Origin of the sequence: Amycolatopsis australiensis (assembly GCF_900119165.1) — a bacterium.
Lineage (GTDB): Bacteria > Actinomycetota > Actinomycetes > Mycobacteriales > Pseudonocardiaceae > Amycolatopsis > Amycolatopsis australiensis.
The window spans coordinates 492,834-513,894 of sequence record NZ_FPJG01000006.1; the positions used below are offsets into that span (position 1 = coordinate 492,834).

General features: G+C 72.2%; 23 protein-coding genes. 7 read left to right on the plus strand and 16 right to left on the minus strand.

Annotated elements, in window-relative coordinates; all coding sequences use genetic code 11:
* Position 1: 1 nt before the first annotated feature.
* Positions 2-1,105, minus strand: coding sequence for a glycosyltransferase (locus BT341_RS03455; RefSeq protein ID WP_072474879.1), 1,104 nt, complete (start codon positions 1,103-1,105; stop codon positions 2-4).
* Positions 1,106-1,107: 2 nt separating this feature from the next.
* Positions 1,108-2,178: a glycosyltransferase family 4 protein gene (locus tag BT341_RS03460; protein ID WP_281255963.1), complete on the minus strand. Its 1,071-nt coding sequence runs from the start codon at positions 2,176-2,178 to the stop codon at positions 1,108-1,110.
* Positions 2,179-2,355: 177 nt separating this feature from the next.
* On the opposite strand from BT341_RS03460, the gene BT341_RS03465 reads away from it, so the two are divergent.
* Positions 2,356-3,192 (plus strand): inositol monophosphatase family protein, encoded by an 837-nt coding sequence (locus BT341_RS03465; protein WP_072474881.1) that lies wholly within the window; start codon positions 2,356-2,358, stop codon positions 3,190-3,192.
* Between the two features lie 105 nt (positions 3,193-3,297).
* On the opposite strand, the gene BT341_RS03470 is transcribed toward BT341_RS03465, so the two are convergent.
* The 3 genes from BT341_RS03470 to menD form a co-directional block, all read right to left on the minus strand.
* Positions 3,298-3,741, minus strand: a complete 444-nt coding sequence (locus BT341_RS03470) for a DUF3592 domain-containing protein (RefSeq protein ID WP_072474882.1) — start codon at positions 3,739-3,741, stop codon at positions 3,298-3,300.
* Between the two features lie 22 nt (positions 3,742-3,763).
* Complete coding sequence (locus BT341_RS03475; protein WP_072474883.1) at positions 3,764-5,275, minus strand: M1 family metallopeptidase; 1,512 nt, start codon at positions 5,273-5,275, stop codon at positions 3,764-3,766.
* Positions 5,276-5,392: 117 nt separating this feature from the next.
* Positions 5,393-7,069: a 2-succinyl-5-enolpyruvyl-6-hydroxy-3-cyclohexene-1-carboxylic-acid synthase gene (gene menD / locus BT341_RS03480; RefSeq protein ID WP_072481757.1), complete on the minus strand. Its 1,677-nt coding sequence runs from the start codon at positions 7,067-7,069 to the stop codon at positions 5,393-5,395.
* Between the two features lie 54 nt (positions 7,070-7,123).
* On the opposite strand from menD, the gene BT341_RS03485 reads away from it, so the two are divergent.
* From BT341_RS03485 to BT341_RS03495, 4 genes are read left to right on the plus strand one after another with little or no spacing between them, the layout of a single operon-like run.
* The gene (locus tag BT341_RS03485; RefSeq protein WP_072474884.1) at positions 7,124-8,047 is read left to right on the plus strand and encodes a 1,4-dihydroxy-2-naphthoyl-CoA synthase; all 924 of its coding nucleotides are present in this window, start codon (positions 7,124-7,126) and stop codon (positions 8,045-8,047) included.
* 1 nt (position 8,048) lies between these two features.
* A complete protein-coding gene (gene menE / locus BT341_RS03490) occupies positions 8,049-9,173 on the plus strand; it encodes an o-succinylbenzoate--CoA ligase (RefSeq protein ID WP_072474885.1) in 1,125 nt (374 codons plus the stop codon).
* Positions 9,174-9,224: 51 nt separating this feature from the next.
* On the plus strand, positions 9,225-9,368 hold the full coding sequence (locus BT341_RS45155) for a hypothetical protein (protein WP_177328726.1): 144 nt from the start codon (positions 9,225-9,227) through the stop codon (positions 9,366-9,368).
* A gap of 49 nt (positions 9,369-9,417) precedes the next feature.
* Complete coding sequence (locus BT341_RS03495) at positions 9,418-10,287, plus strand: 1,4-dihydroxy-2-naphthoate polyprenyltransferase (protein WP_072474886.1); 870 nt, start codon at positions 9,418-9,420, stop codon at positions 10,285-10,287.
* On the opposite strand, the gene cds1 is transcribed toward BT341_RS03495, so the two are convergent.
* The 3 genes from cds1 to BT341_RS03510 are packed head-to-tail and all read right to left on the minus strand — an operon-like array spanning position 10,284 to position 12,132.
* Positions 10,284-11,363, minus strand: coding sequence for an L-cysteine desulfhydrase Cds1 (gene cds1, locus BT341_RS03500; RefSeq protein ID WP_072474887.1), 1,080 nt, complete (start codon positions 11,361-11,363; stop codon positions 10,284-10,286). The genes BT341_RS03495 and cds1 overlap by 4 nt on opposite strands.
* Entirely contained in the window at positions 11,360-11,647 is a 288-nt protein-coding gene (locus tag BT341_RS03505) for a DUF4229 domain-containing protein (protein WP_072474888.1), read from the minus strand. Before BT341_RS03505 ends, cds1 begins: the two co-directional genes overlap by 4 nt.
* 11 nt (positions 11,648-11,658) lie before the next feature.
* Complete coding sequence (locus tag BT341_RS03510; protein WP_072474889.1) at positions 11,659-12,132, minus strand: Lrp/AsnC family transcriptional regulator; 474 nt, start codon at positions 12,130-12,132, stop codon at positions 11,659-11,661.
* A gap of 280 nt (positions 12,133-12,412) precedes the next feature.
* On the opposite strand from BT341_RS03510, the gene BT341_RS03515 reads away from it, so the two are divergent.
* Together BT341_RS03515 and BT341_RS03520 are read left to right on the plus strand one after the other, a co-directional pair.
* Positions 12,413-12,625: a BldC family transcriptional regulator gene (locus BT341_RS03515; protein WP_072474890.1), complete on the plus strand. Its 213-nt coding sequence runs from the start codon at positions 12,413-12,415 to the stop codon at positions 12,623-12,625.
* A gap of 224 nt (positions 12,626-12,849) precedes the next feature.
* Entirely contained in the window at positions 12,850-13,035 is a 186-nt protein-coding gene (locus BT341_RS03520; protein ID WP_072474891.1) for a hypothetical protein, read from the plus strand.
* Between the two features lie 15 nt (positions 13,036-13,050).
* Here BT341_RS03520 and BT341_RS03525 read toward each other — a convergent pair whose 3' ends face one another.
* The 8 genes from BT341_RS03525 to BT341_RS03560 all read right to left on the minus strand — a co-directional run bounded on the left by BT341_RS03525 (position 13,051) and on the right by BT341_RS03560 (position 21,051).
* A complete protein-coding gene (locus tag BT341_RS03525) occupies positions 13,051-14,442 on the minus strand; it encodes a MinD/ParA family ATP-binding protein (protein ID WP_072474892.1) in 1,392 nt (463 codons plus the stop codon).
* Positions 14,443-14,520: 78 nt separating this feature from the next.
* Positions 14,521-15,489 carry a c-type cytochrome biogenesis protein CcsB gene (gene ccsB / locus BT341_RS03530; RefSeq protein WP_072474893.1) on the minus strand — a complete coding sequence of 323 codons (969 nt, stop codon included), beginning with the start codon at positions 15,487-15,489 and terminating at the stop codon, positions 14,521-14,523.
* A gap of 3 nt (positions 15,490-15,492) precedes the next feature.
* The gene (resB, locus tag BT341_RS03535) at positions 15,493-17,091 is read right to left on the minus strand and encodes a cytochrome c biogenesis protein ResB (protein ID WP_072474894.1); all 1,599 of its coding nucleotides are present in this window, start codon (positions 17,089-17,091) and stop codon (positions 15,493-15,495) included.
* Positions 17,088-17,861, minus strand: coding sequence for a cytochrome c biogenesis CcdA family protein (locus BT341_RS03540; protein ID WP_072474895.1), 774 nt, complete (start codon positions 17,859-17,861; stop codon positions 17,088-17,090). Before BT341_RS03540 ends, resB begins: the two co-directional genes overlap by 4 nt.
* A 122-nt stretch (positions 17,862-17,983) precedes the next feature.
* Entirely contained in the window at positions 17,984-18,547 is a 564-nt protein-coding gene (locus tag BT341_RS03545) for a TlpA family protein disulfide reductase (protein WP_072474896.1), read from the minus strand.
* Positions 18,544-19,170: a histidine phosphatase family protein gene (locus BT341_RS03550; protein ID WP_072474897.1), complete on the minus strand. Its 627-nt coding sequence runs from the start codon at positions 19,168-19,170 to the stop codon at positions 18,544-18,546. The genes BT341_RS03545 and BT341_RS03550 overlap by 4 nt, the downstream gene beginning before the upstream one ends.
* Complete coding sequence (hemL, locus tag BT341_RS03555; RefSeq protein ID WP_072474898.1) at positions 19,167-20,468, minus strand: glutamate-1-semialdehyde 2,1-aminomutase; 1,302 nt, start codon at positions 20,466-20,468, stop codon at positions 19,167-19,169. Before hemL ends, BT341_RS03550 begins: the two co-directional genes overlap by 4 nt.
* A 31-nt stretch (positions 20,469-20,499) precedes the next feature.
* Positions 20,500-21,051, minus strand: a complete 552-nt coding sequence (locus BT341_RS03560; protein ID WP_072474899.1) for a hypothetical protein — start codon at positions 21,049-21,051, stop codon at positions 20,500-20,502.
* Positions 21,052-21,061: the final 10 nt, after the last annotated feature.

Sequence of the window (21,061 nt, forward strand, 5' to 3'; positions counted from 1 at the left end):
CTCAGCGGAACGTGGCCAGCATGCCCGCCACCGCGGCGGGCCAGGTGAACTCCTCCGCCCTCGCCCGCGCGGCCGCCCTTCGCAGGTCCTCCGGGCTGTCGAGCAGGTCCGTCACGGCCGTGGCGAAGGCGGGCGCGTGGTCGTCGACCGCCGCGCCACAGCCCGGCCGCACGATCTCCCGCAGCGCCGACGACGCCGACACCACCACCGGCGTCCCGGACGCCAGCGCCTCCAGCGCGGCGAGCCCGAACGTCTCGTGCGGCCCCGGCGCCAGCGAGACGTCCGCACTGGCCAGCAGCCGGGCGACGTCGTCGCGACCGGACAGGAACCCCAGGAACGTCACCGGCAGGCCGCGCGCCCGGCGCTCCAGCGCCCGTCGGCGCGGGCCGTCGCCCGCCACCACCAGCCGGACCCGAACGCCCGACTCCGTCAGTTCCGCGACGGTGTCCACGCTGCGCTCCACGTGCTTCTCCGGCGACAGCCGTCCGCAGTGGACGAGCAGGGCGTCCGAGCCGCCGGCGAGGTCGGTGCGCCAGCCGGAGTCGCGCCTGGCGGGCCGGAACGTCGCGAGGTCGACGCCGAGCGGCACGCGGCGGACGTTCGGCGCGGCGATCCGGTCGAACTCCGCGCGCGCGAACGCCGTCGTGCACACCACCGTGTCGTAGCTCGCGGCCATCCGGTGGTTCGCGACGTCGGCGACGCGGCGCGCGAGCGGCGCGGGCAGCAGGAACTGCTCCAGCAGCCGGTCGAGGCGCTCGTGGGAGATGACCGTGCTGGGCACGCCGTGCCGCCGCGCCCAGCCGCCCATCCCCCGCAGCGTCAACCGGTCCGAGACCTCCAGGCGGTCCGGTCCGAGCCTGCGCAGCACGGCGCGGACGCGGTGCGGGTCGATCGCGCGGTAGCCGCCGGTGCCCGGGATCTTGGGCGCGGGCAGGGAAAACCGGCGCACACCGGTCGGCAGGACCTCGTCGGCGTAGCGCGTGCCCGGCACGACGAGCGTGACCTCGTGGCCGCTCGCGACGTAGCCGGCGCCGAGGTGGTGCAGTGCGGTGCGCAGCCCGCCCGAGCGTGGCCCGTAGAAGTTCGCGAGCTGGACGATGTGCATGGTCAGGCCGCGCGGGCGGCCCGGCCCCGCACGGCTTCGTAGTGCCCCATCAGCTCGCCGCAGACGGCGGGCCAGGTCCGGCCCAGCACGACCTTGCGCGCCTTCTCGCCGAGGCGCGCCCGCAGCGCGGGGTCGCGCAGGGCGTCGACCTTCGCGACGAGCGCCGGGCCGAACTGCTCGCGTTCGGCAGGCAGCAGGTAGCCGGTCCGGCCGGGCAGGACGAGATCCTTCGGGCCACCCGCGTCCGGTGCGAGCACCGGCAGGCCCGACGCCATCGCCTCCTGTACCGCCTGGCAGAACGTCTCGTGCGGGCCGGTGTGGACGAAGACGTCCAAGCTCGCGTACGCCTTGGAGAGCTCGTCGCCGTACTTCGCGCCGAGGAAGGCCGCGCCGGGCAGCTGTTCGCGCAGGGCCGCCAGCTCGGGGCCGTCGCCGACGACGACCACGCGGATCCCCGGGCGTCCGGCGAGCGCGGCCAGCCGGTCGACCTGCTTTTCGGGCGCCAGCCTGCCGACGAACCCGACCAGCAGCTCCCCGTCCGGCGCCAGCTGGGCCCGCAGGGCCGGATCGGCGTGTGCCGGGGAGAACCGCTCGATGTCGACGCCGCGCGCCCAGCGGTGCACGCGCGGGACGCCGTGCAGCTCCAGCTGCTCGACCGCGTCGCTGGAGGGCGCGAGCGTCCGGTCGGCGCGGGAGTGCAGCCGCCGCACCCAGCGCCACGCGGCCCGCGCGGCGATGCCGAAGCCGTACGCGGCGGCGAACCCGGCGATGTCGGTCTGGTAGACGGCGATGGCCGGGACGCGCAGCCGCCGCGCCGCGGCCAGCCCGCGCGCGCCGACGACGAACGGCGACGCCAGGTGCACGACGTCCGGGCCGAACGCGGTGAGCGCGTTCAGCACCGTGCGCGTCGGCAGGCCGATCGGCAGGGAGTTGACGCCGGGGACGTCGAGCGCCGGGATCCGGACGACCGGCGCGCCGCGGTAGGAGTCCGGGCCGGGGCCGGGGGCGATGATCAGCACGTCGTGCGCGCGTTCGCGCAGATGCTCGACGACCCGCAGGACGGAGTTGGTCACGCCGTTCACCTGGGGCAGGAAACTTTCGGTGACTATGGCGACTCGCACGTCCTGGACGATCGCACCCGATCCTGGCGACCGCGTGACACGGCGGCCAACGCTGCCGGAACAGATCGGCTACGACATGTCATCTCAAGGTCGTGTCCCGGAAACCACGGGGGCCCAGACTAAGCAGGCATGACCCTCTTGTCCTCCCGGCCGCCGCGGCCCGTCGAGCCCGGCCTGCTGTCGAGGGCGCTCGAAGTGGCCGGACGGCTGGCCAACGACGCCACCGACGTGATCACCGCGACCGCCGGCCGCGGCGCCCACCCGTCGACGCTGGATTCGCCCTTCGACTGGGTCACCGACACCGACCGCATCCTGGAGCGGCACACCCGGCGCGTGCTGACCGCGGAGTTCCCGGGCATCCCGGTGGTGGGCCACGAGTTCGGCGCCGACCACGGCGCGGACGTCGCCGAGTACCGCTGGGTGGTGGACTCGGTGGACGGCACGGCGAACTACGTGGCGGGCGTGCCGTGGTGCGCGTACAGCCTGGCGCTGGTGGACGCGGCGGGCCCGGTGGTGGGGGTGGTGGCGGACCCGTACCGCGCCCAGATCTACGCGGCGGCACGCGGCCGCGGAGCACGGGCGAACGGCAAGCCGGTCCACCTGACCGACCGCTGCGCGACGGCGGGAGCGCTGGTGTGCACGGAGTTCGCCCGCCGCGGCCCATGGCCGGGAATGGGCGGCTTCATCGAACGCGCGGCAGCGGCCCACGCAGGGGTCCGGGTACTGGGCTCGGCGGCACTGTCGATCGCCCAGGTGGCACTGGGCCACGCGGCGGCGGCGGTACTGCACAGCTACCACGAGTGGGACGTGGCGGGCTCGGTGGCGATGGCGATCGAGGCGGGCGCGGTGGTGCTGGACAAGCACGGAGAGGACGCGGCACTGCCCACGGACGGCCTCCTGGTGGCGGCCCCGGGAGTGGCGGACGAGGTACTGGGCTGGTGGCAGGAAACGGCCCACGCGGGCTGACGGCAGATCGGCCCCAGCGAGCGGAGCGCGAGGGCCCACCTGCGCCCCACCCAGCCCTCCCCGCAACCCCGATACGAAGCCGCAGCACAATCGGGCTTCGGGGTGTCAGGCAGCCGCCTCGGTGCGGGTTCGCTTGCCCAACCGCCTCAACCACCACAGCGCAGGCGCCGCCACCAACCAGGTGAAGAACACAAAGCTCCCGAGCGGCAGCAACGTCAAAGCGGCGGAGCGGCCCGCCACCCGAGCCAGCTCGGGATCCGACGCGTCGTACTCGATCCGCACCAGCTGGCCGGCCGCCAGACCGTCCGGGTACAGCACCCCGTTGGCCGGGCTGTGGACGATGCCGTCCGGGGTTTCGAAGTGGATGATCGTGCGGTCGAACGCCACCGAGTCCACCGTGGCGTTCGCCGTGCCCAGCTGCGCGGAGATCGCGCCGTCATTGCGGATCGCGGCGAACAGCAGGCACACGCACATCACGGTGAGCAGCGAGGCGACGCCGAGGGTGGCCCACCACCCGGCGCGCCTCGCCCGCTCGCCTCTCGTGCTCACGCCGCGAGCGTAGCGGTCCCGGTCAGCCCACGGGCTCGGCGGCGAGCAACCGGTGGTTCTGCTGGATCTGGTCGTACGAGCGCGGCTTCACCGACGCCGTGCGCGCCGCGAAGGTGGCCGCGCCGTTCGGGCCGGCCGGCGGCTTGCCCGCCGTGTACAGCCACGTCTGGAACAGGTCGTGCAGCGGCTTGCCCGAGATCTTCTCCGCCAGCGCGATGAAGTCGAGGATCCGCCCGTTCGAGCCGCCCCGCTGGGCCTGCCACGTCTTCAAGATGGTGAAGAACGCGTCGTCGCCGACGGCCGTCCGCAGCGCCTGCAGGGTCAGCGCCCCGCGGTCGTACACGGCGTTGTCGAACTGGTTCTCCGCGCCCGGGTCGGCCGGGACGACCTTCCACAGGTCACCGTCGGCCGGGTTGGAGTCGTACGTGTACTGCGCCAGCTCGGCGACCGTGCCCTCGCCTTCGTGCTCCGACCACAGCCACTCGGCGTAGGACGCGAAGCCCTCGTTCAGCCAGATGTCGCTCCAGCGGCCGAGCGAGACGTTGTCGCCGAACCACTGGTGGGCGTTCTCGTGCGCGATCAGCGTCGTGTTGGAGCCCGCGCGGAAGTTCCGGACGCCGTAGGTCGGCCGGGTCTGGTTCTCCAGCGAGAACGTGATGCCGCTGGTCACAACGCCGCCCTCGGCTTCGAACGGGTACGGGCCGAACTGCGTCGCGAGGAACTCGTCGATCTCCGGCGTCCGCTCGACGCTGGCCTTCGCCGCGTACAGCGAGTCGCCGAGGTCGGCGCCGTAGGCGGTGATGAACGGCTTGCCGTCCGGCGTCGTCGACTGGACCAGCTCGTACTTGCCGACGATGAACGACGTCAGGTACGTGGCCTGCGGCTTCGTGCTCCGCCAGTTCCAGCGGGTCCAGCCGGCGCGGCTCTTCGTCGTGCGCACGAGCGTGCCGTTGGAGATGGCAACGTTGTCGTCCGGGGCCTCGATCGAGACGTCGTAGGTCGCCTTGTCGGTCGGGTGGTCGTTGGCCGGGAACCACCACGCGGAGCTCTGCGGCTCGTCGATGCCGAGCGCGCCGAACGCGCCCTTCTTCCACGCGTTGATGCCGTCCACCGTCTCGGTCGACGGCGTGTCCGAGTAGGCGACGACGACGGTCGCGGTCTGGCCCTTGAGCAGCGGCTGCGCCGGCGTGACGACGAGCTCGCCGTTGCCGGTCTGGTTCGTGAACCGGGCGGGGCGGTTGTTCACCCGCACGCTCGACGCCTTGAGCGCGAAGTCCAGGTCGAACCGCGAGAGGTCCTGCGTGGCCGTGAGCAGCAGCGTCGTCGTGCCCGCCAGGACGTCGGTCGCGGGCTGGTAGGTCAGCCGGATGTCGTAGTGCAGGACGTCGGTGCCGCCGTTGCCGGCGTTCGGGTAGTAGGGGTCACCGACACCGGGGGCACCGGGCGCCGGGGCCGCACTGGCGGTACCGGCGAGCAGCACCGAGGCGACCCCGGCCGCGAGCACACCGAGGCCGGTGCGAGTTCTTGCACGCATTCGAATCCCTCCAACGGGTGAGGATCAGCGCGCTCGAACGTAGCCAGCCAGGAGTGCCCCAGGTACCGGCGAAGGAAGGTTCTTGCCTACTGGGACCGGACTCGGAAACCGCTTGACTCAGCCGGCCGAAACGGCCGTCGAGACCGCTGCCCGCAGCCGGGCGTGCAGGTCACGGTGCCGCGACCGGTCCACGCGGACCTCGACGACCCGCAGGCCCGGCGCCGGCCGCAGCGCGGCCCGGAACTCCGTCAGCGTCTCCGCGACGACGTGCGGCACCCGGTAGCCCGCGCACAGCGCGCCCAGGTCGGCGCCGTGCGGGGTGCCGAAGACGCGTTCGAAGCTCGCCGCGTGCTCCGGCGCGCCCTGCTCCAGCAGCGAGAAGATGCCGCCGCCGTCGTCGTTCAGCACCACGATCGTCAGGTCCGGCCGCTGCTCGGCGGGCCCGGTGAGCAGGCCCGACGCGTCGTGCAGGAACGTCAGGTCGCCCAGCAGCGCGTACGACGGCCCGCGGTGGACGTACGCCGCCCCGATCGCCGTCGAGACCGTGCCGTCGATGCCCGCGACCCCGCGGTTGCGGTGCACCAGCACGTCCGGGCGCAGCCGTCCGGCCAGCGCGACGTCCCGGGTCGGGTTGGACGAGCCCACCACCAGCAGCGAGTCCGCGGGCAGCGCGTCCACCAGCTCCGCCGCCAGCCGCAGCCCCGACGGCCACGGTTCCGACGCCAGCAGCGACGACACCGCGGACGAAGCCGCCGCGTCCGCGCGGCGCCAGCTCGCCAGCCACTCCGGGTCGGCGGGCTTGGTCGGTTCGTCGAACCACTGCCCGACCTGCCGGACGTTGTGCGCGGGCGCCGGCCAGTCCGAGTCCGGGCGGACCAGCAGGACCTCGACGTCGGCGTCGGAGATCACCTTCTGGATCTGCCGGAACACCGTCGGGCGGCCGAGGCAGAGCACCTGCTCGGGCTTGTGCTTGCCGATGAACTCCTCGACGCCCAGCAGCCAAGCGCCGGACGAGATCGCCGTGCCGCCGGACAGGCCAAGCCCGCCGGTCTCCGACACGACCGGCCAGCCGTGCCGCTCGGCCCACTCGCTGGCCGCCTGGACGCCGGTGTCGCACGCGATGACCAGGCCGTGCCGCGCCGATGGCACCACGAACGACGGCAGCGCGCCGAAGTCCGGCAGCTCGGTCCAGCGGGAGCCGTCGGCCCGGCCGTCCAGGGACTCGTACCACTCGCCGTCGTCGTCCAGGTCGGGCACGAGCGGCTCGCGGAACGGGATGTTCAGGTGCACCGGCCCGCAGCGCCACTCGCCGTAGGCGGCGTTCCAGGCGCGGCAGATCTGGCTGCGCCAGTACGAGTTCTGCCCGGCCCGCCGCTCGGCGACGGCCAGCTCGTCGAAGTAGCGGACGGCGTCACCGTAGAGCTGGTGCTGGTCGATGACCTGCGACGCGCCGGCGGCCCGCAGCTCCGGCGGCCGGTCGGCGGTCAGCACGATCAGCGGGACGCCGGCCCGGTCGGCCTCCAGGACGGCGGGGTGGAAGTTCGCGGCCGCGGTGCCGGACGTGCAGAGCACGGCCACCGGGCGGCCGGTCCGCGCGGCGATGCCGAGCGCGAGGAAGGCGGCGCCGCGCTCGTCGATGCGGACGTGGAGCTGCAGCTTCCCCGCGGCCGCGGCGTCGTAGAGCGCGATCGACAGCGGCGCGTTGCGGGAGCCCGGGCAGAGGACGACGTGCGAAACCGTGTTGCGGACGAGTTCGTCGACGATCACCCTGGCCTGCGCGGTGGAAGGGTTCACCGGCACGCCCCTGGGTCGCGATCGTTCATGTCCACACGTCCTATCCTCGCAAACGTGGATGACGCCCGAGTTTCCGAGCTGTTCGATCCGGCCGCGTGGACCGAGGTCGAAGGTTTCGCCTTCACCGACATCACCTACCACCGCTCCACCGAGAGCCGCGGCGGCAAACGCGTCGTGCGCATCGCGTTCGACCGCCCGGAGGTCCGCAACGCCTTCCGGCCGCACACCGTCGACGAGCTCTACCGGGCGCTGGACCACGCCCGGATGAGCGCCGACGTCGGCTGTGTCCTGCTCACCGGCAACGGGCCCTCCCCCAAGGACGGCGGGTGGGCGTTCTGCTCCGGTGGTGACCAGCGTATTCGCGGACGCTCCGGGTATCAGTACGCGAGCGGCGAGACCTCCGACACGGTGGACCCCGCGCGGGCGGGCCGGCTGCACATCCTCGAGGTCCAGCGGCTGATCCGGTTCCTGCCGAAACCGGTCATCGCGGTCGTGCCGGGCTGGGCCGCCGGCGGCGGGCACTCCCTGCACGTCGTGTGCGATCTCACCCTCGCCTCGGCCGAGCACGCGAAGTTCAAGCAGACCGACGCCGACGTCGGCTCCTTCGACGGCGGCTACGGCTCGGCCTACCTGGCGAAGATGGTCGGCCAGAAGTTCGCCCGCGAGATCTTCTTCCTCGGCCGGGAGTACTCGGCGGAAGACATGCACCGGATGGGCGCGGTGAACGCCGTCGTCCCGCACGCCGACCTGGAAAAAGAGGCCCTGGACTGGGCGTGGACGATCGTCGGCAAGTCGCCGACGGCGCAGCGGATGCTGAAGTACGCCTTCAACCTCACCGACGACGGGCTGGTCGGCCAGCAGCTGTTCGCCGGCGAGACGACCCGGCTGGCCTACATGCAGGACGAGGCCGTCGAAGGCCGGGACGCGTTCCTCCAGAAGCGCGACCCCGACTTCAAGGACGTCCCCTATTACTACTGAGCTGCGCCCCCTCCATCTCGACGGCTCGCCAGGGGCCCTCGACGCGCTGAAGCACGCGATCGCGGCCGCCTTGGACGGCGGCCCGGCCGTGCTGCCGTTCACCGATCCAGCGCTGCGCGACGCGATGGCCCCGGCCGAGCCCGCCGAGCCGGACACGGCCGTGGTCATCGCCACTTCGGGCTCGACCGGCGCGCCGAAGGGCGTGCTGCTCTCGGCCCGGGCGCTGACCGCGTCCGCCACGGCCACGCACGCCCGCCTGGGCGGCCCCGGTCACTGGCTGCTGGCCACCCCGGCGCACTACATCGGCGGGCTGCAGGTGCTGGTCCGGTCGCTGCTGGCCGGTACCGAGCCCGCGTACCTGACCGGCCACGGCTTCCGGCCGGACGACTTCGCGTCCGCGGCGGCGCGGCTCACCGGCAGCCCGCGGTACACGGCGCTGGTGCCGACCCAGCTGGTCCGGCTGCTCGACGACGGCGGCGCGGGCCTGGCCGCGGCGAAGACGTTCGACGCGATCGTGGTCGGCGCGGCGGCAACCTCGGCGGCCCTGCGCGAGCGCGCGGCCGACGCCGGCGTGGCGATCGTGCCCGCGTACGGGATGAGCGAGACGGCCAGCGGCTGCGTCTACGACGGCTTCCCGCTCGACGGCGTCCGCGTCGACGTCTCCGGTGAGCGGATCCGCATCGCCGGCGACGTCCTCGCGCACGGCTACCGGCGGCGGCCGGACCTGACCGCGGAGTCCTTCTCCGGTGGCTGGTTCACGACGTCCGATCGTGGCGTCCGGCACGCGGACGGCCGTCTGGAGGTCCTCGGCCGGGCCGACGACATGATCAACACCGGCGGGGTGAAGGTGTCCGCGGACGCGGTCGAACGCTGCCTGTGCGCCCAGCCGGGCGTGCGCGACGCCTGCGTCGTCGGCCTGCCGGACCCGGAGTGGGGCGAGGCCGTGGTGGCGCTGGTCGTCCCGTCGGGTGAGCCGGGCGACCTGCGCGCGGCGGTCCGGGCGGAGCTGGGCGCGGCGGCGACCCCGAAGCGCATCGAATACGGCGCCGAGCTGCCGCTTCGCGGGCCGGGCAAGATCGACCGGGCGGCCGTGAAGACGCGACTTGCGTCGGGTTTGGGCGACTGAATGGCCGCACTTCGTTGACATGCACGGGGTGCACCCGTTTGGCTACCCACCATGACGCGCTCGATCAGGACCGCACTCATCGGTGCCGCCGTCGCGCTGGGGCTCCTGCTCACCGGGGGTGCCGCGCTGGCCGACCCGCCCGCCGTCGAGCCGAACAGCGGCACGCTGACCTGGCAGCTGCCGACGACCGACTGACTTCCCGGGTTCCCGGCGGCGATTGATCGACATGGCGTTGAATGGCGCCATGGCGAGCTTGAGCGAGTGGATCGAAGGGGCCCGGCCGCGGACACTGCCCAACGCGGTGGCGCCGGTGGTGGCGGGTGTCGGCGCGGCGATCGCGCTGGACGCGTTCTCGTGGTGGCGTTCGGTGCTGGCGCTGCTGGTTTCGCTCTCGCTGATCGTCGGCGTCAACTACGCCAACGACTACTCCGACGGCATCCGCGGCACCGACGAGAACCGCGTCGGCCCGCTGCGGCTGGTCGGCTCGGGTGTGGCCGCGCCGAAGGCCGTGCTGACCGCCGCGTTGGCCGCACTGGGACTGGCCGGGGTGCTGGGCCTGGTCCTCGTGGCCGTCAGCGGGCACTGGTGGCTGCTGGCGATGGGGGCGCTGTGCATCCTCGGCGCCTGGTTCTACACCGGCGGCAAGAAGCCGTACGGCTACTACGGCTTCGGCGAGATCGCCGTGTTCGTGTTCTTCGGCCTGGCGGGCGTCCTCGGCACGGTGTACGTCCAGGCGGGCCGGGTGAGCTGGGCGGCGCTGGCGTGCGCGGTCGCGGTCGGCTGTTTTTCGACGGCGGTCCTGACGGCCAACAACCTGCGTGACATCCCGACGGACATCGAGTCCGGCAAGCGCACCCTCGCGACCCGCCTCGGCGACGGCGGTACCCGGCGGCTCTACCTGGTGCTGGTCGCCGTGCCGTACGTGCTGAGCATCGTGCTGGGGGTCTTCCACCCGTTCCTGCTCATCACCCTGATCACGGCGCCGATGCTGCTGAAGTCGGTCCGCGCGGTCGGCGGCGGCGCGCACGGGCGCGAGCTGATCCCCGCGTTGCGCGACACCGGCCTGGCGATGCTCGCCTGGGCGGTCTTGGCGGCGGTCGCGCTGAGCTTCTAGAGCTCCGGGAACTTCCCCGTCGTCAGGAACTCCTCGAACAACGCGGTGTGCGGCGCAAGGTCGAGGCCCTGCTGCGCGACCCACTCGTCGTTGTAGTAGGTGTGCGCGTACCGCTCGCCGCCGTCGCAGAGCAGGGTCACGACGCTGCCCGCCTGGCCGTCCTCGACCATGCGCGAGATGAGCCGGAACGCGCCGTAGAGGTTCGTGCCGGTCGAGCCGCCCGCCCAGTGGCCGGTGCGCTCGCGCAGCAGCCGGATAGCGGCCAGGGAGCCCGCGTCGGGGATCTGGAACATCTCGTCGATGACGCCGGGCACGAACGACGGTTCGCAGCGGGGCCGCCCGATCCCTTCGATGCGTGACGGCATGCCGGTGGCGTAGTCGAGCGCGCCGGTCTCCCAGGCGCCGTAGAACGACGAGTTCTCCGGGTCGACGACGCAGATCTTCGTCGTGTGCCGCTTGTAGCGGACGTACCGGCCGAAGGTCGCGCTGGTGCCGCCCGTGCCCGCGCCGACGACGATCCACGTCGGCACCGGGTGGCGCTCGGAGCGCATCTGCGCGAACACCGACTCGGCGATGTTGTTGTTGCCGCGCCAGTCCGTCGCGCGCTCGGCATAGGTGAACTGGTCGAGGTAGTGCCCGCCGCACTCGGCCGCGAGCCGCTCGGCCTCGGGGTACATCGCCGGCGCTTCGTCGACGAAGTGGCACTCGCCGCCGTAGAACTCGATGAGCGCGATCTTCTCCTTCGACGTGCGCCGCGGCACGACGGTGATGAAGCGCAGGCCGAGCATGCGGGCGAAGTAGGCCTCGGACACCGCCGTCGACCCGCTGGAGGCCTCGACGAGCACGGTGTCCGGCCCGATCTGGCCGTTGACCAGCCCGTAGAGGAACAGCGACCGGGCCAGCCGGTGCTTGAGCGAGCCGGTCGGGTGGACGGACTCGTCCTTGAGGTAGAGGTCGATGCCCCACTCCGGGGGCAGCGGGAAGACGTGCAGGTGCGTGTCGGCGCTGCGGTTGGCGTCGGCCTCGATGATCCGGACGGCCTCGCGCACCCAGCTGCGCGCGTGCGGGCGGCTCATTCGGTCGCGCCCGGCGCGTCACCGCGCAGCTGCGCGCGCAGCTCGGCGCGGGCCCGGGCGCGCTTCTCGTTGCGCTTCGCGAGGCCGGCCGTGACGCGGGCGTTGAGCGAACGGAACAGCAGCAGGCCGAGCGGCAGCCCGACGACGAGGCCGATGAGCAGGGCGACCAGCAGCGGCACGCCCACCAGCGTCAGCACCCAGGCGATCACCGCGACCAGCAGGAACCGGGCCAGCAGGTACAGCGTCAGGTCACGGGCCAGGTTGGGGGCCTTCTCGTCGCTCACACCAACGCAGGCTACGCCCCGCCGGTGCGGTCCCGTTGCAGGCCCGCGTTGTTCGGGCGGCCCTCGAAGCGGGTCGAAAGCACGACGGTCGTGTTCGTCCGCCCGACGCCGGGGATGCGGCGGAGCCGGCCGAGGGTCCGCTCCAGCTCGTCGACGGTCGACACGCGCACCTTGACGACGAACGCTTCGTCACCCGCCACCGCGTAGCAGCTCTCGACCTCGTCGAGCTCGGCGAGCGCGTCGGCGACGTCGTCCTCCGTCGCGGTGTCGGTCGGGTGGATGCTGACGAGGGCGGTGACGCCGAGGCCGACCGAGTTCGGGTCGACGACCGCGTGGTAGCCGGTGATCACGCCGGCGGCTTCCAGCTTGCCGACCCGCTCGTGCACCGACGACGCGGACAACCCGACGGCCCGTCCGAGGTCGGCGTAGGTGGCCCGTCCGTTGATGCGCAACGCCGCGATGATCTTCCGGTCCAACTGATCCACGGGATCACTCTATGCGGTTGGACAATCCCCCATTGGCACCACGCCTGACGGCCGGTGACCCGCCGGAATCACGTCTCCGCACGTCAGCTCGCCGGACGGCCGGTTGCCGAAGGTAAACATCATGTCCGTTTTGACCTTTAAGGGCTCTTTACTCAAGGACAACCGTTCGAGTACCCGACGGGTGAAGTGCAACGATTGCCGTGTTGGCTACCCCGGCGCGACGGGCCAGAAGGGCCCGGACGCCTCCGGTATAGCAGTGAGGTCGTTAAGGAGGCGGAAAATGACCGCGACGATGGGCGGACGCCTGCTCACCCCTGGCGAGGTGGCGGCGCTGTTCCGGGTGGACCCGAAGACCGTGACCCGGTGGGCGACCGCGGGCCGGATCGGCTCGATCCGGACCCCGGGCGGGCACCGGCGGTTCCGGGAATCCGAGGTCAACGAGCTCCTCGCGGAGCTGACCACGGACGCCAGCGAACCGGCTCGCAAGGCCTGAACCACCCGACGCCAGGGCCGTGCCGGGCACGGGGACCGCTCCCCGGCCCCGCACGGCCCTTCGGTTTTCCGGAGGGTTCACGCGGGTTTTCGCGAACCGTCCGCACGCCGGAGCCGTATCCGGACCAGGGGCACCTGTTCCGGTCGTCACCCCACCCGAGGCGGTTCGGGCCGAAACCCGGCCCGACGGGTTAACCTCGGGGGACCCACACGGAAGGATCCGGCATGCTCGCTCTGCTCGCGGCGGTCGGCGCGCTGGTCGTCGCCCTGCTCCTGTGGCGGTCGTTCGCCGGCCAGCGGATCGGGGTCACCTCGGCCCCCCGCCGCGCCCCGATCGCCCCGGACGACGATCCCGACTTCCTGCGCCAGCTGGCCGAACAGCAACGCAAACGCCGGGACGAAGACCACTAGCCAAGGTCGCGCGGATCAGCGGTAACCCTGGGAAAGCGGGGTGGCGAAGCCGTCGGCGACGGTCGCGGCCAGCTCCAGCAGGGCCAGGCGCGTGTCGCCGGACAGGCGGTCCAGCTCGATCTCCGCGCCCTCTTCCAGGTGCGGGTCGAACGGCACGCGGCAGACCGCGCGGACCTTGGCGCCGAAGTGCGCCGACAGCTTGTCGAGGTCGACCGAGCCGCCCTTGGGCCGGACCGAGTTGATCACCGCCACCGAGCGTTTCACCAGCTCGCCGTAGCCGTGCGCCTCGAGCCAGTCCAGCGTCGCCGAGGCGCTGCGGGCGCCGTCGACCGAGCCCGAGGACACCACGACCAGCGCGTCCGCGACGTCCAGGACACCCTTCATCGCCGAGTGCATCAGGCCGGTCCCGCAGTCGGTCAGCACGATGTTGTAGAAGTGCTCCAGCAGGTTGACCGTGCGCCGGTAGTCGTCTTCGGAGAAGGCCTCGGAAACGGCCGGATCCTGCTCGCTGGCGAGGATTTCCAGCCGGCTGGCGCCCTGGGACGTGTAGGACCGCACGTCGCTGTAGCGCGTGATGCGGGCCGCGTCGCGCAGCAGGTGACGGACCGTGGCGGTGGTCTCCAGCGGGATCTTCTGCGACAGCGTGCCGCGGTCGGGGTTGGCGTCCACGGCCACGACGCGGTCGCCGCGCAGCGACGCGAACGTCGAGCCCAGTGTCGTCGTCACGGTCGTCTTGCCGACGCCGCCCTTGAGCGACAGCATCGCGATCTTGTAGCACCCGCGCAGCGGCTGGTTGACGCGCGCGATGAGGTCGCGGCGCTGGGTGTCGGCCGGGCTCTCGCCCGGGTTGATCAGCTTGCCGCTGCCGAGGTAGACGGCCTTGCGCCAGCCCGACTGCGGGGGCCGCTTGGTCTGCTTGACCAGGTGCGCGGTCGACAGGTCGTGACCGTGGCCCGGCTGCGGCGGCGCCGCGTGCCTGCCGCCCTGCGGCTGGGGCAGGCCGGGCTGCTGCTGCGGCGGGTACTGCGCCTGGGCCTGGGCGTACTGCTGCGCCGGGTCGTACTGCGGGTGCAGCGGCGGCAGGTTCTGGTCGTAGCCGTACGGCGGCACCTGGTGCGGCCCGGACACCGCCGGGTTCGGCACCTGGTGCGGGCCCGACACCGCCGGGTTCGGCAACTGGTGCGGGCCCGACACGACCGGGTTCGGCACCTGATGCGGGCCCGACGCCGCCGGGTTCGGCGGCGGCGCGACGGCCTGGGTCGGCTGCACGTCGTACGCGCCCGAGGTCTCCGGGTGCGGGTGTGAGTCCGTCCGGTCGTCGGCGAACAGCCCCGGTTGCTGCGGGGCAGCCGCCTGTTCAGCCTGTTCGGGGTGGCCAGGAGCCGATTCTTCGCTGGGTCCGGTCACCGGTGTAAACCTCCGCGCACTCCGCCCGACATCGCCACTCCCCCGGTGACGACGGTAGTCGGCGTACCCGCGGTCTGCTCAGCCCACCCCGGCGTAGGAGTGCAAGCCCGCCGTGACCAGGTTCACGAAGAACAGGTTGAAGATCATCGCGGCGAACCCGACGATGTTGATCGCCGCGGCCCGGGCGCCGCGCCAGCCCGCGGTCGCCCGCGAGTGCAGGTAGGCGGCGTAGATCACCCAGGCGATGAACGCGACGGTCTCCTTGGGGTCCCAGCCCCAGAACCGGCCCCACGCCGACTCGGCCCAGACCGCGCCGCAGAGCACGCCGAAGGTGAACACCGGGAAGGCGAAGATCGTCGTCCGGTAGGCGATCCGGTCGAGGACGTCGGCCGCGGGCAGCTTCGAGGCGAACCGGGCGAACTTGGTCCCGTCCTTCTCGTACGCCGACCGGAACAGATAAAGCACGCTCGCGACACCCGGCACCAGGAAGACGCCGGAGCCGATGATGGCCGCCGAGACGTGGATGACCAGCCAGTAGGACTGCAGCGCGGGCTGGACCGGCGCCGCGGTCGTGTACAGCAGCGTGCCGTTGATGAACATCAGGATCACGACGGGCAGCAGCAGGAAGCCGGTCAGGTGCCGGACCGGGAACTTCCACATCACGACCAGCCAGGTGACCACCGTGATGAAGGTGACCGCCATGCCGTACTCGTACATGTTGCCCCACGGCGCGCGGTGCACGGCGAGCCCGCGCAGCACGATCGCCGACAGCTGCAGCAGCGCGCCGAGGACGAGCAGCGACGCGCCCATCCGGCCGATCCGCTCGGGACGCCCGACCTCGCGCTGACCGGCAGGGACGTCCTCGACCGGCGGCCCACCCGCGCCGACGAGCTCACGGGCCCGCAGCTTGGCGCGCTCGGTGGCGAGCCGGCCCTTGGCGCCGAAGCCCTGTTCGATCAGCGTCATCATCAGCGCGACGACGTAGATCGCGGCGGCGGTGGTGTACAGCCAGTCGCTGTAGGTCGAGAGCGTCTCGTTGATCGGCATGCCTCAGCCCTTCTGACCACTGATCAGGCGTTCACTGATCTTGTGGAACTCTTCGCCGTACCCCGCCTGGTCGGTGCGGGCGAGTCCGGCGACCTCGATCACGGTACCCGGGTCGTCCTCGGTTCCCGGCTTCACCCGCACCCACAGCCGCCGGCGCTTGACCAGCAGCGACGCGCCGAGGCCGAGGAACATCGCGATGGCGAAGCCGAGCACGAATCCCTGCGTCGGGTCGTGGGAGACCTGCAGCGACACCCAGTGCCCGACGCCGTCGAAGCGGATCTTGGTGCCGTCGTCCAGCTTGATCTCCTGGCCGACCTTGAGGTTCTGGCGGGCGACCTTCTTCAGGCGGCCGTCGTCGATCAGCGACTGGTCGACCTCGAAGACGGACTGCCCGCGCCCGGCGTCCAGGCCGAGGTCGCCGCGCAGGACGTCGACGGCGACGGCGGGGTCCTTCAGCTCCGGCGCCGACGACGTCAGGACGTTGCCGTGCAGGAACGCCGTAGGCGCGAAGAGGCCGGTGACGGCCAGCTGGCGGGTCCGCCGCTGCACCTCGTCGGTGATGCCGGGCTGGTCGAACTTCGTGGCGCCCTCGGCGAGCATCGTGCCGGGGTCGACGGTGCGCCACTGCGTGTTCTGCGTGCGCTGCTCGCCGTCCGGGAAGGTGACCGTGAACTTCGGCGAGTAGCCCTGGCCGAGCAGGTAGACGCGGTCGCCCGCGGTCCGCAGCGGGGAGTTGACCTCGAGGCCGTACGGGCGCCAGGTGTTCGTGTCGAGGTCGGGGCCGGACTGGTACTCGATGTTCGAGTGGTAGTAGTCCGGCTGGCCGGACGCGGTGTAGCGCGCGGTGAAGTCGTTGACCTTCACGCAGAAGGGGTCGAGGTCGGTGCCGTCGACGCGCAGGCCCGCGTTGAAGGAGTCGTAGTTGTAGATGCCGGAGTTGCAGAAGGTGCTGCCGTCGGCCTGGACGATGACCTGGCCCTCGTAGCCGTAGAGCTTGCCGAGCGCGAAGAAGACGATCAGGCCGAGCATGCTGAAGTGGAAGAGCAGGTTGCCGGTTTCGCGCAGGTAGCCGCGTTCGGCGGAGATCGTCCGGACGCCGTCGGCCTCTTCGCGCTCGACGCGGCGCCAGCCGGACAGGTGCTTGTGGACGGCCGCGATCTCGGCGGCCACGTCGTTCTCGCCGCGGCCGAGCCGGTAGTGCGGCATCCGCGTCAGGTTGCGCGGGGTCAGCACCGGCTTGGCGCGCATCGCCTTGACGTAGTCGAAGCTGCGCGGGGTCAGGCAGCCGACCAGCGAGATCATCAGCAGCAGGTAGATCGCCGAGAACCAGACGCTGGAGTAGACGTCGTAGAACTCGAGCTTGTCGAGCAGGGTGCCCCACCAGCCGTGGGCGGCGATGTACTCGTCGACCTTGGGAGCGTTCAGCTTGCGCTGCGGCAGCAGCGCCCCGGGCAGGGCGGCCAGCGCGAGCAGGAAGAGCAGGACGAGCGCGGTGCGCATCGACGTCAGGCCGCGCCAGGTGTTACGCAGGAAAGCCAGGACGCGGCGGACCGGGCTCGTGTGGCGCTTGGGCGCTTCGGGGGGTGCTTCGGTGGTCGTCACAGCGGCAGCCTCAGGTCGCCGGCGAGCTCGTTGCGGAGCCAGCCCATCAGATCCCCCCAGACGCCGGTGACCAGCAGGATGCCGACGACCATCAGCAGCACGCCGCCGAAGATCTGCACCTGGCGGCCGTGCCGGCGCACCCAGTCGGTGGCGCGCACGGCCCAGCGGGCACCGAGCGCGATGAGCAGGAACGGCACGCCGAGGCCGAGGCAGTAGACGGCGATGAGCAGGTAGCCGCGGGCCTCGGCGCCGCCGGTGGCGCTGGCGAGCGTGGTGACGGCGGAGAGCGTGGGGCCGATGCAGGGCGTCCAGCCGAGGCCGAAGACGGCGCCGAGCAGCGGAGCACCCCAGATCCCGCCGCCGGGGACGCGGTGCGAGCGGACCTCCCGCTGCAGGCCGGGGATCCAGCCGAGGAAGACGAGGGCCATGCCGATGGTGAGGACACCGCCGATGCGCTGGAGGAGGTCCTGGTTGAGCACGAGCGTGTCGGCGAGCCAGACGAGCGTGCCGAGGGTGGCGACGAAGACGACGGTGAACCCGAGCACGAAGAGCAGAGCGGCCCCGAGGACGGCCCAGCGGCCCTGTTTGCGTTCTTCGTCGGCGCTGACGGCGGGAGCATCGGCCCCGACGAGCGCGGCGAGATAGGCGAGGTACCCCGGCACGAGCGGCACCACGCAGGGCGAGGCGAAGGAGAGGGCCCCGGCGAGCAGCGCAACGCCCGCAGCGAGCAGCAGCGGTCCGGAGATCGCCAGCTCGGTAACGGAGTTCACCCCGTTGAGGGTAGGCAGTGAGGTCCGGGTGAGAACGCCGGGGCCGGTTCACAGGACCTCGGTCACAGCAGTTCAGGACCTTGGTCCCGGTTCGTCCCGGCCCAGCCGAGCGGGGCGGGCGGTCAGGCCTCCGCGTCCAGGCCCTTCACCACCGGCAGCAGGTCCTGGGCCAGCACCTGCCGCAGGAACACCGCCGCCACCCGGTGCTGCTTGTCCAGCACGAGCGTCGACGGGATGATGTTGCGCGGGTAACCGGTCAGCTTCAGCAGCACCCGGCCGTCCGGGTCGTAGATCGACGGGTACGTCAGCCCGCGGTCCCGGACGAAGTCCTGCGCCACCTCGCGCGCCGGGTCACGGACGTCGATGCCCACCACCTGCACACCCTGCTTGGCCAGCGACTCCATCTCCGGTGCCTCCGTGCGGCACGGCCCGCACCACTGGCCCCACAGGTTGAGCACGAGCACCTTGCCCGGGAAGTCGGCCAGCGACAGCTGCTTGCCCTCGTGCATCAGGTCTTCGCCCGCCAGCACCGGGGCCGTCTGGCGCTGGGCGACGTCGTAGGTGATGTCGACCTTGCCGCCCGGGGACACGAAACTGAAGCTGCTGCCCTGGACCACCGCGTCCTTGCCGCTGCTGCAGCCCGCCAGTGCCAGCACCGCCGCCGCCACGCACACCAGCCGCTTCATGCCCCGGTCACCTTCGGGTCCGTCGTGCCCGCCGGCTCGCTGTAGACGATCTCCCGCAGCTCGTCGCCGTCGAACACCAGCGACGTCAGCGACGCCAGCGAGCACTGGCGACGCCGTGGGTCGTGCCACAGGCGCTTGCCCTCGAGGAACCGCCGCAGCGTCCAGATCGGCAGCTGGTGCGACACGCACAGCGCCTCGTGGCCGAGTGCCGCCTCGCGGGCCCGGTGGACCGCGCTCAGCATCCGGTGCGCGATCTCGATGTACGGCTCGCCCCACGACGGCTTGAAGGGGTTCACCAGCTTCGGCCAGTGGCGAGGCTCCCGCAGCGCGCCGTCGCCGACCGCGACGTGCAGGCCCTCGAACTGGTTGCCTGCCTCGATCAGGCCCTCGTCGGTCGCGATGTCGAGCCGGTGCGCCGCGGCGATCGGGGCCGCCGTCTCCTGGGCCCGCTGCAGCGGCGACGCGACGACGTGCACCAGGTCGTGACCCGCGACCGCTTCGGCGACCGTCAGTGCCTGACGCTGTCCGCGCTCGGAGAGCCGGTAGCCCGGCAGACGGCCGTACAGGATCTTCTCGGGGTTGTGCACTTCGCCGTGACGCAGCATGTGGACGACGGTCGTCACTGGACGGCTCCAGCCGCCGCACGCGCCGCCGCGGGGAGAGCCGCTTCGATCACCGAGAACGCTTCGTCGTCCATGGCCGCGTTGACGAACCAGGCCTCGTACGCGCTCGGAGGCCCGTACACGCCTCCGTCGAGCAACGCGTGGAAGAACGGCGGGAAGCGCCACGTCTCGGACGCCTGAGCCTCGGCGTAGTTGCGCACGGGCTGCTCTCCGAAGAACACGCTCACCAGGTTGCCCGCGTACTGGACGTTGTGCGCAACGCCGGCTTCGCTCAGCGCCGCGTCGAACAGCGAGCCGAGACGCTTCGCGTTGGCGTCGAGAGCCGCGTACACGGCGTCGTCGGCCGCGCGCAGCGTCGCGAGGCCCGCGGCGACGGCGACGGGGTTCCCGGACAGCGTGCCGGCCTGGTAGACCGGGCCGCCCGGGGCGAGCTTGGCCATCACGTCGGCGCGGCCGCCGAACGCCGCGGCCGGCAGGCCGCCGGACATCACCTTGCCGAACGTGTAGAGGTCGCCGGCCACGCCTTCGAGGCCGTACCAGCCCGCGCGCGAGACGCGGAACCCGGTCATCACCTCGTCCATGACGAGCAGCGCGCCGTGCTCGTGGGCGATCTCACGCAGCCCCGCGTTGAAGCCGTCGGCCGGGGCGACCGCACCCATGTTGCCCGCCGCCGCTTCGGTGATCACCGCGGCGATCTCACCCGGATTGTCCACAAAGGACTTCCGGACGGCGTCGAGGTCGTTGTAGGGCAGCACCAGCGTGTCCGCGGCCTGGGCGCCGGTCACCCCGGGTGACGTCGGCAGCCCGAGCGTCGCGACGCCGGAGCCGGCCTGGGCGAGCAGCGCGTCGACGTGACCGTGGTAACAGCCGGCGAACTTCACGATCTTCGAGCGGCCGGTGAAGCCCCTGGCCAGCCGGATCGCGCTCATCGTGGCCTCGGTGCCCGAGTTGACCAGCCGGACCTGCTCGACCGGCTCGACCCGGGCGATGATCTCCTCGGCCAGCTCGACCTCGCCGATCGTCGGCGTGCCGAACGACAGCCCGGACGTCGCCGCCGCGCGCGCCGCCTCGACGACCGCCGGGTGCGCGTGGCCGAGGATCATCGGGCCCCACGACGACACCAGGTCGACATAGCGGTTGCCGTCGGCGTCCCACAGGTGCGGGCCCTCGCCGCGGACCATGAACCGCGGGGTGCCGCCGACGGAGTTGAACGCGCGAACCGGCGAGTTCACCCCGCCCGGGACGGCCGCCTTGGCGCGTTCGAACCATGCCTTGGACTGCTCGGTTCCAGTGCTCACCCGTCCAGTCTCGCAAACCCGGGCGACCTGCCTACCGCGCGGCCTGCTGGGTGATGGCCTGCGCGGTCACCGTGCCGTCCTCGGCCGCCTGGCCCTGGACGACGACCGTCGCCCCCGGCTTCAGGTCCGACAGCTTGCCCGGCTGGGTGACGCCGACCGTGGTCGAGTCCGAAGTGGACACCTTGACGTCGTCGCCCTGCGCGGTCTTGACGTAGACCGTGGTGCCGTCGACGTGGTCGACCGTGCCCGTGGTGCCCCGGCCGCCGCGGAACCCGCCGCCCGGCTGGCCGCCGGCGCCCTGGGTGCCGCCCTGGGCGGTCCCGGCCGGCCGGGTGGGCGACGCGGGCGACGAAGAGCCGAACGCCGCGTGCGTCCAGGCGCCCGCGCCGAACGCGACCGCGAGGACGACGAGCCCGGCCAGCACCAGCGTCGTGCGGGAAAACGGCTTCGCGGCGCGGCGCATCTCGGCGTGCAGGTCGCCCTCGACCGCCGGGCTGGCGACGATCTGCTCGGCCGTCGGCTCGACGGCAGGCAGCACGGCCGTCGGCTCGTCTCCGGGCGGGGTCGTCGTGGAGGTGGACATGCGGGGACTC